13 protein-coding genes are annotated in these 16,236 nt (G+C 48.1%); 9 read left to right on the forward strand and 4 right to left on the reverse strand.

The features are described 5' to 3' along the window. Positions 1-2: 2 nt before the first annotated feature. Positions 3-1,994, reverse strand: coding sequence for a M1 family metallopeptidase (locus AMS66_RS00865; protein ID WP_053779039.1), 1,992 nt, complete (start codon positions 1,992-1,994; stop codon positions 3-5). 100 nt (positions 1,995-2,094) lie between these two features. Here AMS66_RS00865 and AMS66_RS00870 point away from each other — a divergent pair, with 100 nt between their 5' ends. Further along, a complete protein-coding gene (locus AMS66_RS00870) occupies positions 2,095-2,598 on the forward strand; it encodes a YwhD family protein (protein WP_053779040.1) in 504 nt (167 codons plus the stop codon). 140 nt (positions 2,599-2,738) lie between these two features. Here the strand turns inward: AMS66_RS00870 and AMS66_RS00875 are convergent, their stop codons facing one another. Next, positions 2,739-4,817: a transglycosylase domain-containing protein gene (locus tag AMS66_RS00875; RefSeq protein ID WP_053779041.1), complete on the reverse strand. Its 2,079-nt coding sequence runs from the start codon at positions 4,815-4,817 to the stop codon at positions 2,739-2,741. Positions 4,818-5,227: 410 nt separating this feature from the next. On the opposite strand from AMS66_RS00875, the gene speE reads away from it, so the two are divergent. Next, the gene (gene speE / locus AMS66_RS00880) at positions 5,228-6,055 is read left to right on the forward strand and encodes a polyamine aminopropyltransferase (protein ID WP_053779042.1); all 828 of its coding nucleotides are present in this window, start codon (positions 5,228-5,230) and stop codon (positions 6,053-6,055) included. Between the two features lie 14 nt (positions 6,056-6,069). Further along, positions 6,070-6,939 carry an agmatinase gene (speB, locus tag AMS66_RS00885; RefSeq protein WP_024628791.1) on the forward strand — a complete coding sequence of 290 codons (870 nt, stop codon included), beginning with the start codon at positions 6,070-6,072 and terminating at the stop codon, positions 6,937-6,939. A gap of 337 nt (positions 6,940-7,276) precedes the next feature. Here speB and AMS66_RS34290 read toward each other — a convergent pair whose 3' ends face one another. Continuing rightward, the gene (locus tag AMS66_RS34290) at positions 7,277-7,408 is read right to left on the reverse strand and encodes a hypothetical protein (protein WP_269084517.1); all 132 of its coding nucleotides are present in this window, start codon (positions 7,406-7,408) and stop codon (positions 7,277-7,279) included. A gap of 621 nt (positions 7,409-8,029) precedes the next feature. Between AMS66_RS34290 and AMS66_RS00895 the strand changes: the two genes are divergently transcribed. From AMS66_RS00895 to argS, 5 genes are all read left to right on the forward strand, one after another. After that, positions 8,030-9,217, forward strand: coding sequence for a WD40/YVTN/BNR-like repeat-containing protein (locus tag AMS66_RS00895; RefSeq protein ID WP_053779044.1), 1,188 nt, complete (start codon positions 8,030-8,032; stop codon positions 9,215-9,217). Positions 9,218-9,434: 217 nt separating this feature from the next. After that, on the forward strand, positions 9,435-10,916 hold the full coding sequence (locus tag AMS66_RS00900; protein ID WP_053779045.1) for an alpha-N-arabinofuranosidase: 1,482 nt from the start codon (positions 9,435-9,437) through the stop codon (positions 10,914-10,916). Between the two features lie 4 nt (positions 10,917-10,920). Beyond that, positions 10,921-11,214: a DUF6171 family protein gene (locus AMS66_RS00905; protein ID WP_053779046.1), complete on the forward strand. Its 294-nt coding sequence runs from the start codon at positions 10,921-10,923 to the stop codon at positions 11,212-11,214. Positions 11,215-11,480: 266 nt separating this feature from the next. Next, the gene (locus AMS66_RS00910) at positions 11,481-11,906 is read left to right on the forward strand and encodes a DUF1934 domain-containing protein (RefSeq protein ID WP_053779047.1); all 426 of its coding nucleotides are present in this window, start codon (positions 11,481-11,483) and stop codon (positions 11,904-11,906) included. Continuing rightward, a complete protein-coding gene (argS, locus tag AMS66_RS00915) occupies positions 11,903-13,582 on the forward strand; it encodes an arginine--tRNA ligase (RefSeq protein WP_024628786.1) in 1,680 nt (559 codons plus the stop codon). Before AMS66_RS00910 ends, argS begins: the two co-directional genes overlap by 4 nt. A gap of 247 nt (positions 13,583-13,829) precedes the next feature. Here argS and AMS66_RS00920 read toward each other — a convergent pair whose 3' ends face one another. Next, a complete protein-coding gene (locus AMS66_RS00920; RefSeq protein ID WP_053779048.1) occupies positions 13,830-14,984 on the reverse strand; it encodes a S8 family peptidase in 1,155 nt (384 codons plus the stop codon). 463 nt (positions 14,985-15,447) lie between these two features. Here AMS66_RS00920 and rpoE point away from each other — a divergent pair, with 463 nt between their 5' ends. Further along, a complete protein-coding gene (gene rpoE / locus AMS66_RS00930; protein WP_053779050.1) occupies positions 15,448-16,023 on the forward strand; it encodes a DNA-directed RNA polymerase subunit delta in 576 nt (191 codons plus the stop codon). The last annotated feature ends 213 nt before the right edge of the window (positions 16,024-16,236 follow it).

A 16,236-nucleotide genomic window follows, 5' to 3' on the forward strand; every position in this document is an offset into this window, starting at 1 on the left:
CCTCACCATGACAGACTTCCGAATATGGCTTCTATAAGTTTGGTTGCGCTCATGCTCCAGCGGGATTTGGTTGGCTCATCCAGTCCGGCTTTCAGAAAATTGTTCATATGATGGTTCTCCAGCACAATCGTGTATAGCGGATCAGTCATCGCCCAGGAAACCGGGGAAGTATAGGTTAGTTTGTAGGTAATGCGCTCCTCGCTACCATCCCATTCTTTAGTCATGGTTTTCCCATCTTCGAACATAATTCGAACAGGCACTTTCTTATATTCACTACCTTTTTTCTGCAACGTAACCGACGACTCGTACAACGTTTGACCGTCTTTCAGGATAGGATTGATTGCGATCTTCTCCACTGCAAAGTCAGCCATGCCGTCTCCATATACATACTGATTAAAATAATCGGTCCAGGATGTACGCGTCACTTGCTCCACAACCTTTTGAAAATCAGACGAAGTAGGGTGCTTGAAACGGTATTTCTTCACATAGGTCGAGAGAATACGTTCCATCGTTTTTGCACCAACCTGTTGTTCTATCCCGAGTAATACAAGCTTGCCTCTTGTGTATACGTTGGCTGCATAATGATTCTGGGAATCAAACTTCCAGGATTCTTGTGTCAGTGAGGCTGGAGAAGTAATGAGACCTGATTGTACGGGCAGATTCGGGATAAGTCCGTATTCCTGTTCCATCAGTTTGTCTTCCGCATAGGAGGTGAATCCTTCGTCCAGCCAAGCCTCTTCAAATTCATTACTGGCGACCATTCCGTAAAAATACTGATGTCCAATCTCGTGCACAACCGTGCGTTCCAGATCGTAACCAGGAGCGGAATCATCCGCACCGAAGGCAGTGACCAAAGTAGGGTATTCCATTCCCCCTGCGCCATTTCCTGATTTGGGCGGGACAACGATGGACAGTGTAGAATACGGATAAGGCCCAAACCACTTGCTATAATTGGATAGCGCTGCTTTGGCGGCGTAGAAATAACGTTCCTTCAGATCCTCATGAGCAGGGTCGAGATACAGCTTGATTCGAACGCCTGGCACATTGGGAGCAGAGAAGGGCTCTTCCGCATAAACAAAATCAGGAGAGGCTGACCAGGCAAAATCATGCACATCATCGGCATAGAACTGATATATTTTTTCGCCGTTCTTCACCACAGCTTGCTGGGTTGGGAATCCTGTAGCAGCCACTTTGTATGTTTCCGGCACTCGAATACGCACACTATAGATACCGAAATCAGCGTAAAACTCTGAATTGCCGTGATACTGATGCAGATTCCAGCCTTCGGTCGTTCGACCTCGCGTGCCTACTGGCTCATATACGCTAAGTTTAGGAAACCATTGACCTGCCATAACAAAGTTATCTGCTGTTCCCATGCGGGCAAAAATTTTCGGTAGCTTGACCTCAAATCGGGTGTGAAGCGTGATGCTTTCGCCGCCTTTGACGGGTTTGGGCAGCCGTACCTTAATGAGGGTAGTATCTTTCATATTACCGTCATCCGGTTGCACATACTGCATCCGATGCAAGAGGGAAAGCCCGTCCTCTGTTTTCATTTCTGTAATTTGCATGGAACCATAACCGTCCGTAGGCATGACATCACCGCGAAGCTTTCCCCCGGATTCTTTCATAAAAGTGGTGTCGGCAGAAGAGAAGGCATTGGGATACATGTGAAAATAAAGTTCGCTGACGGTTTTCTTGCCTGGATGTGTCCAGGTTATCGTCTGAGTCCCTTGCAGTACATTTCCGTCTACCAGCTTCACATCCATGTGATATTCCACTACGCGGTTGCTGAACACTTCAGCGGTAGGTGTCTGTATACTTTCCGGAGATGTTTGGGTTTTGACGGGTGCCGTAGGCTTGCCCGATTCCGGGGCGAGCGCAGGCAAGTCAGAATGAATGGAGCGTGTGGAACCCAGACCAAGCCATATCCCCCCGGCAACTACACACAGGGCTATAATTGCGGTGAGCCAGCTCTTGGCGCGTCGTGGAATCATCGTTAAATACCTCCCGTTGACAAGCATCTACAGCATGTATATGTTTGCAATGGGACGATTATTAGTTAAAATATTTGTATCAACCCTTGGAGGCTATAAAATGGACCAAAACGAGCAAAACGGCAAAAAACAGATTGCCTTGAATATCGTTAGTGCAAAGAGCAAACACAAAGGTTTCGGTGCAGGCTCCATCGATCTGAACAACCTGTCTCCAGTTATTATTGATAACGGAGAAGCTAAGATCGATATTGGTGCAATGCATGCGAAGAGTAAGGTAGAGCGCAACATTAAATTCTCCACCAATCGTGAGGACGTACCCAATGGACGCCAGGTATGGCTGGTATGGGTAGCTGTGGACCGTAACGAACAGGGGCAACTCTATGGTGGAGCAACCGCGTGTGAGATGTGGATTGATACAGAAGCTCGTCGTGGATGGAAACTGCTGGCCGAACATGTGAATCGTATGGATTATGCCATGAAGCGCCGGTTCATGCTGGATGGTCTTGGACCGGAGGATCGCGCAGCACTCAAGAAACTGCTGATTACGCATAACGAAGAATGGTGGAACGCTTCTCCAGATGAATTGAAAGAAGCGCTTGCCTAATTAATGTACAAAGCCGTTCAAAAAGAAGAAGCAAAAGCCCCGTGACCGAGATGATCGGTTCATGGCTTTTGCTTCTGTGCTGAAACTGGCTTTTGAGGGTGATGACGCAATTACGGCATTACGTATTTACGTCACTTTGGTCATTCCACCCACCAGCGTTTGAAATCCTTCCACCATGAATGCTTCTCTTCCTGTATTCCCTGCTGGTTCTGCACTTCGCGACTGTCTTTATCATCCTCTGAACCCGAATCGTCCGAAGCGCTGCGACAGACCTCGGTCGGCTCTGTGCCATCAATAAAAACTTCCAGCCGTTTCTCGGCGCAGCCATTGCCAGCCAGTTTGCCAGATTCGGGATCGATATATACACTGACGACGTTATCCGGTACGGTAAAAATCTTCGGTGGAACACTGGCTAGAGCCTGTTCCGTGAACTGGGCAAACATGGGTGCTGCTCGACGCCCGTCGGATGTGGAAATGGCTTTGCCTTGATCGTAACCGACCCAGACAGCCGTAGAGAGCTCTGGGGTAAAGCCAACTAACCAGGCATCGGTATTCGTTGTCCCCGTTTTACCGGCGACAGGCCGTTTAATGGTTGCAGATACCCGATTACCTGTTCCGCCATTTTCGAATACACTTTCCATCAAACGTGTTAATACATAAGCAGCAGCGGGTTCAACGACCTTCTCGGCCTTGTTCTGAGGCGCTTCATAGATTACTCTTCCTGCGGCATCCGTCACTTGCAGAATGGCTACAGGAGGTGTTCGCTGTCCACCTGCGGCAATAGCGGAGAATGCTGAAGCCATCTCCAGTGGACTAACAGGTGAGGTGCCGAGTGCAAGGGAGGGTACGGGGCTCATGTTGCTCGTAATCCCTAGATTCTGTGCCATTTTCACCACTTGTTCAGGTCCAATCTGCATAATCGTATTTACCGCGTAGATGTTGTCTGAAGCGGCGATCGCCTGTCTCAGATCAATCTCACCTAGATACTTATCCCCGAAGTTGCCGGGTTTATAGGTCTTGCGATCATTGTCATAATGAAACAGGGTCGGCTCGCTTTTAAACATGGAAGCACTGGTGAGCTGTTTAGATTCCAGGGCTGCCAGATACATAATCGGTTTAAAGGCAGATCCCGGCTGGCGTGTAGTCGCCAGTACATGGTTAATCTGATTGGTGCGATAATTTTTGCCACCCACCATCGCTTTGATGTATCCGGTACGGGGGTCGATCGATACCAGAGCAGTTTCCAGCTCGCTTTTGGCATCCATGCCTTTGGCTACGGCGTCTTCCGCCGCTTTTTGTACACGCAGATCAAGCGTGGTGTATATATTTAAGCCTCCATGATCCAGCATAGCCTCGCTGATTCCCAGCTCCTTGATAGCCAGATTTCGGATATAATCGCGAAAATAGGGTGCACTTTCCACGGTTTTGCGTTCGCTTTCCGGCTTGAACGAGAGCATTTCCTCATAAGCCTTGTCTGCTTCGGCTTGCGTAATTTTGCCGATGTCAGTCATGGCATTCAATACAACCTTCTGTCGGTCCTTGGCGTTCTTCATGTGATTATATGGAGAATAGTAGGTCGGACCCTTTGGAATCCCTGCAAGCATGGCACTTTCGGCGAGCGTCAACTGATTGGCCGATTTGCCAAAATACATCCGTGAGGCTGCTTCGATCCCGTAGGCGCCATGACCGTAATAAATTTCATTCAGGTACATCTGCAAAATTTCATCTTTGGTGTATTTCATCTCCAATTGTGCCGTGTACATGGCTTCCTTGGCTTTACGGGTCCATGTCTTTTCATGGGACAAATACAAGTTGCGTGCGAGCTGTTGGGTCAGTGTGCTTGCGCCCTGAGACATCTGCATATGTTCCAGGTTTACGAGAACAGCCCTTCCCATTCCTCGGATGTCGAAGCCGACATGATCATAGAATTTGCGGTCCTCTACAGCAAGTGTGGCGTTAACCAAATCAGGCGAGATATCTCCCAACTGCACAGGTACCGAGTCTTTGCCGCCCGCCGAGAACGTGGCAATGACTTCGCCCTGGCTGTCCAGCAGCCTGGAATTGCGATCCGAGTCGGCCAGCGGCAGGCTGGTAGCGTATAGGTAGACCAATCCTGCTGCCGTGGCGATAAGGCCGAGAATAGCGAGCAGAGTCAGACTTTTGATGACTTTCCATATGCGGAACCCGCGTTTGCGGGTCTTTTGGCTTGGTTGGGTCATGGAACGGGCTCCTTTCTTTTCTTTCCAGTATGGGAATTCAGTGACACGGATATTCAATCCGCCCATTTAACGGCTTAAAATATAGTTTTTTTGCAGAAAAAACCGTTTTGCAGTATAAACGTCAATCGCGTATAATGCAAAAGGGTAATGAAAGATAACAGTTCGGCACAACATACAATAGGCAAGAAGATCGAACAGTGCCATTGTCAGTGATTCTTTGATCAGTCAGACGCTATGTACGCTCTGGTCAATTTAATCTATATAATGTAGTGAAACGCGGACCTTTCCCGCAGCCAGCAACCATAACGCTGTATGGCGCCGAACGCTGGACGTGCTTGGGCGAACCGGCAGCGCGTCGCGCTCTGTCAGGTATGGCTGATCATTAACTTTACGGAAAGAAGGTAGAGATTATGGAATTGTGGTTTACGGAGAAACAGACCCCCGCATTCGGAATCACCGCGAAGATTAAGCAGACCTATGTAAGCGAAAAGACGGATTTTCAAGATCTGGCTATGGTAGAGACCGAGGAGTTCGGTAACATGTTGCTGCTTGACGGCATGGTGATGACGACGGTGAAAGATGAGTTCGTTTATCACGAAATGGCCGCTCACCCTGCGCTGAACACACACCCGAATCCGAAAAAGGTGCTGGTTGTCGGTGGCGGCGACGGCGGAGTTATCCGTGAAGTCATTAAGCACGCTGCTGTAGAAAAAGCAGTTCTCGTCGAAATCGACGGGAAAGTGATTGAATATTCCAAAAAGTATCTGCCAGAAATCGCCGGAAAACTGGACGAGCCTAACGTTGAAGTGCTGGTGAATGACGGCTACATGCATATTATAGAGCATAAAAATGAATACGATGTAATCATCGTTGACTCCACAGAGCCTGTAGGTCCGGCTGCGCCACTGTTTGAGCGCGGTTTCTACCAGGGCATCTATGAAGCGCTGAAAGAAGACGGGATCTTCGTTGCTCAGACGGACAACCCGTGGTTCAAAGCGGATCTGATCCAAAAGGTAAACAAAGACGTTAAAGAAATCTTCCCTATCGTACATGTGTACGGCTGTAATATCCCTACGTACCCAAGTGGTCTGTGGACCTTTACAATGGGTAGCAAAAAACATAATCCGCTTGAGGTGGACGAGAAGCAAATTCCAGAGATGGATACGAAATATTACTCTCCACGTCTGCACAAAGCGGCGTTCGTTCTTCCTAAATTCGTGGAAGACCTTACGAAATAAGGAGGAATAATGAGATGAAATTGGATCAAGCTTATTCAGGTAACGTGTTTATTTGCAGTTCGGAGGACTATGAGAACTCCAAAGCGGTCATTTATGGTATGCCGATGGATTACACCGTCAGCTTCCGTCCAGGGTCCCGTTTCGGTCCTTCCCATATCCGTCAGGCGTCAGTTGGACTTGAAGAGTACAGCCCTTACCTGGATAAAAGTATTGTGGATATGACTTACTTTGATGCTGGCGATCTGCTTCTGCCTTTCGGTAATGCAGGACGCAGTCTCGAAGTTATCGGAGAATATATCGGTGGCCTGCTGGCTGACGACAAATTCCCGATTGGTCTCGGGGGTGAACACCTCGTCACTTGGCCTGTCATTCAGCAAATGTACAAAAAATATCCCGACCTTATCCTGATTCATATTGATGCACATGCGGACCTTCGTGAAAACTATGAAGGTGAGCCGTTGTCCCACTCAACGCCGGTGCGTAAAGCAGCTGAACTGATGGGCGGCAAAAATATTTATCAGTTCGGAATTCGTTCCGGCTCCCGTGAAGAGTTCCAATTCGGACGGGAGAACATCAACTTCTATCCGTTTGAAGTGGCAGCTCCGATGAAGGAAGCTCTTCCGAAAATGGGTAACCGTCCGGTATACGTGACAATCGATATCGACGTGCTTGATCCGTCTGCGGCTCCGGGTACAGGAACAGCAGAAGCGGGCGGTATTACGTCCAAGGAACTGCTTGAAGCCATTCACATGATTGCAGGATCAGATGTAAATGTAGTAGGTTGTGACCTGGTGGAAGTGGCGCCTATTTACGATCCTACGGAACAAACACAAATTGTGGCTGCGAAAATGATCCGTGAAATGCTGCTCGGATTCGTGAAGTAATAAATAGCAAAATAACAGCGTCCCCTGTCTGCGTTAGGTTGAAGCCTGCGTAGGAGGGAGCGTTTTTTAGTGGCTAGGGAATCTAGTTAAATTACTTAACTTAATTGAACCTCATTTCTGGACTGTGTTATACTGACTACAAAAGTATTCAGTAATATATTAATTGATATATTACATTCGTGAAGTATATGGTGATCGGGTTCGACCATATACTAAAAAAAGAGCCTTTACCGCGCCAACGGTAAAGACTCTTAGGACCCGAAAGGCTGTGGACTGCCACGGCGTGCATGAATTAAATATTGCTATTCAAGCGAAACCCACCGTCAGGCTGTCAACCTTATGAGGTGGGTTTTCGCTTGCTACGAAACTTTTTGCGCAACCAACGGTAAAGCCTTCGGATACTCAGCACTAGACTGAGAATCGCAGCAATCCACCGGATTACATCAAGCATCGCCACAAGTTTGACCATCGACGTGACCCCCTTTCGGGAAGCTGCGCCGTGATCAAGAAAACATCCACCGTTATTCAAAGTCTATAACATCGATTGTAGGGCGTATGTTCTTATCCCTCTACCATTTGTTGTATATATGATTCCGCCCGCGCGTTAAGCGGAAACATGTATTTGGGATGACTCTATCTTAATATTTATGTATAATATGGAAATAGAGGAAGGTGATCTTGTTATGCATGCAATCTGGGCACAATTGAGTATGTATCCCAAATGGTTCATAGCGGTTCTTATGATATTTACCATCAATCTTATATTAACGATGACTGTATTCCTCAATTTAACACTAATATTGGTTAATCTCGCCATGCTATATGTTGCCTATAGCATCAGGAGACTTAAATACAATAAACTGCATTTCGCTCTGTGCCTTCTTTTAAGTATCACTTTTGTGATTATTGCATTTCAGACATATCCCATTTAAATGAGCTTGTAGTAAGATTAATGATGATCCGCTCATGCCCACAAGATAAAAAATGTGGACGTGAGTGGTTTTTTTATTGCAATAATGTCACGCGAGATAAACAAATTGTTACGTTAAATCCTGCAAAATGGGGTAAAAACATAGAAGGAGGTGTCACAATGACAACGAAGAGCAGAATGACATGGAAACGGATTGGCGCACTCGCACTATCGGTAACGTTGGCTTGGGGACTGGGTCCGGTACATACACTACCAGGCGCTAACGCTGCATCCTCCCCAACGTGTGGAAATGGAGATCATGGATTAACGGCTACATTGAAAAAGGGCAGTGGTGTGGAAGACCAAAGACTACAATTTACGGATATCGACTTTCTAAACAATACAACCGGGCGAGCCGGGGGCGAAGGATTCCTGATCGGCACCTCGAATGCAGGCTGCACGTGGCAGTCCATTTATACCGGTCAATGGCAGTTCACACAACTTGATTTTCCGAATAATGTGAATGGATTTGCATTGGCACAGGCGAAGGATTCTCCTACGACGTATCTCATCCGCTCAACGGATGGTGGCGCGCACTGGACACGGATGGATACTAAAGGCATACAATTTAAACGTATTGATTTTCGCAATAAAAACGAAGGCTTTGGATACACCTATAATGGAGCTTATTTGACGAAGGATGGCGGTGCAACATGGAATCGAATCTCCACACCAGCCAATACACGCGGAGCTGTGTTCACGACAGAGAAGCAAGGTTATGCGGTTGTAGTGGCTCCTGGCTCGGGGTATCGAATCATGCAGACAAGTAATGGGGGCAAGAACTGGACGCAATCGATGAAGGTAACCTCAACAACGTGGAGCGGTGGAGACTTATACGCAAGCGGTAACCAGGTATGGGCCCTTCTGTATGGCGATGCAGGCATGTCCCAGCAGTCGTATTCTCTCTACGCGAGCGGGAATGAAGGCAAGAATTGGAGACAGGCCTTCGCTCAATCCACAGCAGGTGGTGGCCCGGCTCCAGGTGCAAGCAGCACGGGGAATGGAAAAGGCCCAGCAGACCCAGGGGGTCACCCGGGGAACATGGCGTTGATCGGTAATCAGACGGCTTATCTCTCAGGAGGATCACCTGCAGCTGGCAAAGTGGGGATTGGACGTTCTTATGATGCAGGTTCCACGTGGAAAAATATCGACCTGAAAGATCCAGGCTATAGCTCCCGCATTTCGTTCCCTTCTGCCAAAACAGGTTGGCTCGTCGTAACAAGCGACAATTCTCCTGCGATTTATGAGACGACAGATGGCGGAACAACATGGAAGCAAAAAATATTGTTGCCCGCTGAAAACGAGTAAATGGCATCATGCCATGGAATAATTTTAAGGCGATTTCAATCTAAAAGTGTATAAATCTTAACTTAAATGGCCTGATGAGGCCGACATGAACAAACAAGCCCTTTCCGGATTTAAATCGCCGGTGAAGGGCTTGTTTTTGCTTGAATAAAAACGGTTGAATCCTGTTCAGAAACACGTTATTGTAAGCGATAACAATACTTTTTAGGAGGTTGAAATTATGGTTGATGTTATTTTAAAGACAAATTCGGAACAAGGATTAATAAAACGCAATATATATGGTCACTTCTCAGAGCATCTGGGGAGATGTATTTATGAAGGACTGTGGGTAGGGGAAGATTCACCTATTCCGAATACAGAAGGTATACGCAATGACGTGCTGAATGCACTGCAAAAACTTCATATTCCCGTACTTCGTTGGCCTGGTGGTTGTTTTGCCGATGAATATCACTGGAAAGATGGCGTAGGTCCAAAAAGTGAACGCGCCCGCATGATCAACACACACTGGGGCGGGGTAGAAGAGAACAATCATTTTGGTACGCATGAATTTTTGAGATTGTGTGAATTGCTCGGTACAGAGCCGTATATCAGTGGCAATCTGGGAAGTGGTACGGTGCAGGAGATGCAGGAATGGGTGGAGTACATCACATTTGATGGAGAATCTCCAATGGCGAACTGGCGGAAGAGCAACGGACGGGAGGAGCCGTGGAAACTCACTTATTTTGGTGTGGGTAATGAAAACTGGGGTTGCGGTGGTAATATGCGGCCTGAATACTATGCGGATGAATATCGTCGTTATGCTACATACGTACGCAATTATTCCGGGAATAAGATATATAAAATCGCCTGCGGTCCAAACGACAACAACTATCATTGGATGGAAGTGTTGATGCGGGAGGCCGGTCGTTTTATGGATGGAATTAGTCTTCATTATTACACCATTCCAACAGGTGAGTGGGCAGATAAGGGTCAGGCTACAGGATTTGGAGACGCCGAATGGTTCACGACGTTGAAAAAGACGCTATATATGGAAGAGTTGCTTGTGAAGCACTCCGAAATTATGGATAAATACGATCCTGAGGGCAGAGTTGGCATTATCGTGGATGAGTGGGGAACGTGGTATAACGTTGAACCAGGTACGAATCCGGGATTCCTGTACCAGCAAAATACGATGCGCGATGCTGTACTTGCCGGGATCAACCTGAACATTTTTAACGCACACAATAAAAGAGTGCACATGGCCAATCTGGCACAGATCGTTAATGTTCTCCAGTCACTCGTTCTGACTGAAGGAGATAAGATGCTCCTTACGCCTACATATCATGTGTTCGATATGTATCAGGTGCATATGGATGCACAGCGATTGGAACTAAACTATGAGAGTCCGGGATATACATTCGGGGAAGAGACCATCCCTCAATTAAGCTTGTCGGCTTCTCGCAGCAAAGATGGAATTATTCATGTGACAGCGTGTAACCTTAGTCATACGGATGAGCTTGAAGTAGTCTGTCACATTGAATCAGCGGATGCTGCTTCTGTATCCGGGCAAATTCTACATCATGCAGATTATGGTGCTTTCAACACATTTGAACAGCCGGATCGGATTCAACCTGCGGAATGGAACGGTATTACACTCGAAAATAACAAACTGCGTTTTGTACTGCCTCCGGCCTCTGTTGGAGTGGTCTCTGTAAAGGGCTGATAAAATGGATGCAACTGTGACAGGTGGACATGTCGAGAAGCAGCAACCATGCAAGGGATGTAATGATCAATATGATGTAAAGATCAGTGAAGCCAAGATGGCCCGGCTCGTGGAGTTGGCTTCACGCTCACGTCCGGTGGTCCAGGATGCTGAATATGAGCGGCGTTTATCCATCTGCTCCGATTGTCCAGGGGTGCAATACGGTACGACCTGCCGCTATTGTGGCTGTCTCGTACAGGTGCGCGCCAAGCTGGTAGAGTCGACCTGTCCGTTTCCTTATGAGCCGCGATGGACCTGATCAAGAGCATATTTCTTTATTAATGAAGCAAGGCAGAGCTGCACTTTACAGGTGTGGCTCTGCTTTTTTTTGGCGCTGGTGGCCAAAAACTCTGAATTTGGATTTGAATTGAGCGGGTGAACTGGATATAGTTATACAGTAGAGTGTAGGATAGCGAGCTATCCGGGAATATGAGCGCGTATAGCGGCACAACAATACAGGAAGGGCTGTTCTCACCGGCCGTGCCTGATTTTGCGTCGCCTCGAATATAATGGAGGTTAACATTCATGTCGAACATGCGACCGGTTCAGATCCGGCTGCACAGCCGTTATGAAGGTGAAGATGTACTGCAGGAAATGCAGGGTGAAGCCGTGTTGAAAGGACCTGTGCTCTATGTTCGGTATGAAGAGCCACAGATTGGACCCGAGGGCGGTATTACCCGAACAACATTGAAGCTGGGCGGACAATCCATCAAGATTATACGTCATGGCGAGGTTGAATCGGAGCAAACGTTTGAATTGAATCGCAAGCTCCCTGGTTTTTACCGCTCGCCTTATATGTCGTTTGCCTTGTCCACGCATACACAGGAGCTGGAACTTTCCATTCAGGGATTGAGCGCACGCGCAGCGTGGAGCTACGACTTTTACCGCTTTGACGAAGAATCCGGACATTTCGCGATTAGTTTGCATATACAGGAGGAACCAATTTCATGACACGTAATCCATTAGATACTATTAACGAACGGGTAAGTACAGCCATCGGCAATGCCATTGTGACTGCTGGCATTGTTGCGCAGGAGGACCTGCCGACCATCACCCTTGAAGTACCACGCGAGAAAACACACGGTGATTTGGCGACCAATGCGGCAATGCAACTGACCAAGATTGCCAAGCGTAATCCACGCCAGATCGCAGAAGAGATTATTGCCAATCTCAACCTGACTGAAGCTGGAATCGAGAAGGCGGAAATTGCCGGACCGGGATTCATTAACTTTAAATTGGACAAGAGTTATCTCTATCCTGTTCTGGGGCTCGTACATGAGCAGGGTGAGAATTATGGAAGAATCAATGTTGGTGAAGGGCGCAAGGTCGAGATGGAGTTTGTCAGTGCCAACCCGACAGGCAGTCTGCATCTGGGCCATGCGCGTGGAGCGGCTGTGGGTGATGCGCTTTGCAACATCCTCGACTATGCCGGATATGATGTAACACGTGAATACTACATTAATGACGCGGGTAACCAGGTATTTAATCTGTCTCGCTCCATTGAAGCTCGATATTTGCAGGAATTGGGCCAGGACGCCGAGATGCCGGAAGACGGTTATCACGGTGAGGATATCAAAGGATTCGCCAAGGAGCTAGTAGCTGAGAAAGGTGATTCATTGTTGTCCATGCACCCAGGTGACCGTGCTGCGTATTTCCGCGACTTCGGTTTGGAGAAAGAACTGGATAAGATCAAACGTGACTTGAATCGCTTCCGTGTCAATTTCGACATCTGGTTCAGCGAAACTTCACTGTATGATAACGGAGAAGTATTGCGTGTGCTTGACGAATTACGTGATCGTAATGAAATTTATGAGCAAGACGGAGCAACTTGGTTGAAAACCATGCAGTATGGTGATGACAAAGAGCGTGTTTTGATCAAAAATGACGGTACGTATACGTACCTTACGCCGGATATTGCTTATCACCGTGATAAATATGCGCGTGGATACGACACCATGATTAACATTTGGGGAGCGGATCACCACGGCTATATTCCACGGATGAAAGCAGCCATGCAAGCACTGGGCAACGATCCGGAGAAATTGGTCGTGCTGATTGCTCAGATGGTAAGCTTGTTCCAGAACGGCGAGAAAGTGAAGATGTCCAAGCGTACAGGCAAGGCGGTAACGATGGAAGATCTGATGGACGAAGTTGGCATCGATGCCATTCGTTACTTCTTCACCATGCGCAGCATGGACTCTCATCTGGACTTTGACATGGACCTCGCAATTTCGACGTCCAATGAAAACCCGGTATTCTATGTACAATACGCTCACGCTCGGGTATGCAGCGTATATCGTCAAGCTGAAGAACAAGGCATTGAGCTGTTACCACTGGCACAGATCGACCTCTCGAAGCTGACAACGGAGCATGAATATGACCTTCTTCGCAAAATGGGTGAACTGCCTGAGGAAATCGCAACTGCTGCTACGGGATATGCACCTCATCGTATTGTTCGTTATGTATATGAACTGGCATCCTTGTTCCACAGTTACTATCGTGCAGAGCGCGTCATTACTGAAGACGCGGGACAAACGCAGGCGCGTCTGGCGTTGATCGGTGCTGTACGTACCGTCATCGCAACAGCGCTTCGTCTGGTGGGCGTATCCGCACCGGACAAAATGTAATTCAAGCCTTGGCGGTGCTCAGCCGCCCTATGGCTTTGGCAAAAAGTCTCCATGCACCACGCCTGCAATGCAGCGTGGACATGGAGACTTTTTGCTGTGCCCGCGGCCAAGGTCACACGGCCCCGAGGCACCCAGGGCAGCGCTGCCTGCCGCCATGGACAACCACCGTGAAGCATCACACCGCGCAGCAGTGCTACGCTTTGCGATGCTTCACGGTGCGGCTTTTCTCGGCGGCAGGCGGCGCTCCTTACCCTCCGCCCTCCTGCATTAGCTTGAGGGCGTCAATCTCACCACCGCGTATTTTGCTCTTCGCGGTGGTTGTCTTGCGTGCGCGCAGCGGAACGGTTGCGCGCTTCACGAGCGTTTTGATCTCGGCTGGCGACAGGCCGGGATGCTTTGCAAGCAGGAGCGCTATGGCGCCACTGACGTGCGATGTCGCCATGGAGGTGCCGCTCATCTCATGGTGCTTGCCTTGCACCCAGGAGGAGACGATTTTGTCCCCTGGCGCATATACATCGACGAATACACCTCGGTTACTGAACGAGGCAATCCGCCGGTTTTTGTCGGTTGCCCCAACCGATATCGTTTGCGGATAACGTGCCGGATAATCAATACTGCGGCGTTTGCCGTCATTTCCTGACGAAGCGACAATGACAATCCCGGCCTGGTAGGCACGGTTCACGACATCAAGCAATGCTTTGCTACGGGTTTTCATGCCAAAGCTCATATTGATAATATCGACCCGATTTCGCACACACCAGTCGATACCAAGCACGATGTCTGACACGAAGGCCGAACCATTATGGTCGAACGCCTTCACCGGATAGATCAGCGAGCGAGGAGCCACACCGATCATGCCTGCCGTACTATTAGCTGCGGCAATGGTTCCGGCAATATGGGTACCATGACCGTTATCATCATGTGGAAGCAGACTGCGATTTAACAGATTGATTCCGCGTGCCAGCGAATAACGAAGATCCGGGTGTTGATAATCGGCACCTGTGTCAATTACACCGATTTTTATCCGGTGCCCTGTGGAAACGGACCATACTTTGGGAGCGCGAATCTGTTTTACGCCCCAAGGTACGCCCTGAACGCTACTCGGTTTACTGTGTAGCGCGGTGGCATGCAATGAAATGGACGCATCTTCTTCTACCGTAATGTCATCGCTGTAGCGATATAGCTCTTCTGGGTCATGAACCGGGGCGATAATGGAGCGGGCCAGCCTGCAGGAGCGGACCGCACCAAGATCAGTAAATTCATTCCTCATCCGCGACAGTTCCACGAGGCAGGCTTCATATTGCTTCGGTTTGGCGAACCGGATTAGGTATCGCCGCCCCTGTTCTGGTTCGGGACGTTGCATTCCTTCAACCAATTGATGTAGAAAACCAGTATAGTCCATAATGGGCAGCCCCCTTCGGGATGAACATGCTGAGGTATTCTATGAATGCGTTCATCCCGCCGCATGGGGAACCTGCCCTTTTTTTACAAAAACACATTCTCTTCGTGTCAAAACGGGCGCAGGGACATATGATGGATGGAGGGCTAGAGGGCTCTTGCGGGGACCCTGGTGAGGAGCGATCCTTCAAGGGTATACAGTCAGAAGGCGGAGGGGGACTCCGTCTTTTTTATATCATGACGCCTTTTTTGGTCCAAAGACGATATGCGCGCGAGTTAGATGTCTCTTACCGTCTGTATATTGCTCGTTTGAAGTCGCTTCTTGGAATTATGAGACCTCCATACATAAAAACTTGCTTTTTGACGCTAAATAGGTTTTACTTAGGTTTGTTAATGGATATGTTATACGTAACGTTCCAGTTCGTAGGGATATAAAGTGAATTTTGTGTGAGAGGAAGTGTCTGTCAGTGAGTACCTCGCTCAATTTGAAAATTGATAAAGAAAAGGTCAGAGAGATTCCTTTGGTGGACCTCGCCTTTATGGTGCTGAAAGCGGCCAATACGCCGTATTACTACCGTGATTTGATGAATGAGGTAGCTAAACAGCGCGGAATGACTGATGAAGAAATCAACGAGTTTATCGCCCAGCTATATACCGAGATTAATATCGATGGCCGTTTTGCCTACGTCGGTACAAGTCTGTGGGGCTTGAAGCGCTGGTATCCGGTAGGTGGAGCGGAAGATACCATGACGGGTGCGAAGCGTCCGCGTATCATCAATGACGAAGATGATGATCTGGAAGACGAGGACTTCGGAGAAGAGGAAGACAGCTACAATAGCGACGAAGACTTCGATAACTCAGATGATGATCAGGACGAAGAAGATGAGGACGAGGATGAAGAAGAGGAAGAAATCTTTGACGAAGAAGACAGTGATGAAGAAGTTCTGGTCGAAGAAGATGATTTAGAAGAGGAAGACCTCGAGGAAGACGAAGATGAGTCCGAAGACGAGGGTGAATTTGACGACGATTCTGATAATCGGTAGTCATTTTTGATGTCTATATTTTACCCGTTTTCCCCGGATAGTCAGCCTTGACAGCAGACGGGGTAACGGGTAAACTATTGCATGGGCTTATGAATGAGCGACTTAATATTTATGTTTTTTATAAAAAGTGCCCCGTCCTGCGGGAGTACTTTTTTTTGTATTTTTAGAGGCAGAATTTTGCAAAATGATTTGAATTCCGCATGCTCCCGGCCA

This window comes from Paenibacillus xylanivorans (assembly GCF_001280595.1).
In the GTDB taxonomy this organism is placed as follows: Bacteria; Bacillota; Bacilli; order Paenibacillales; family Paenibacillaceae; genus Paenibacillus; species Paenibacillus xylanivorans.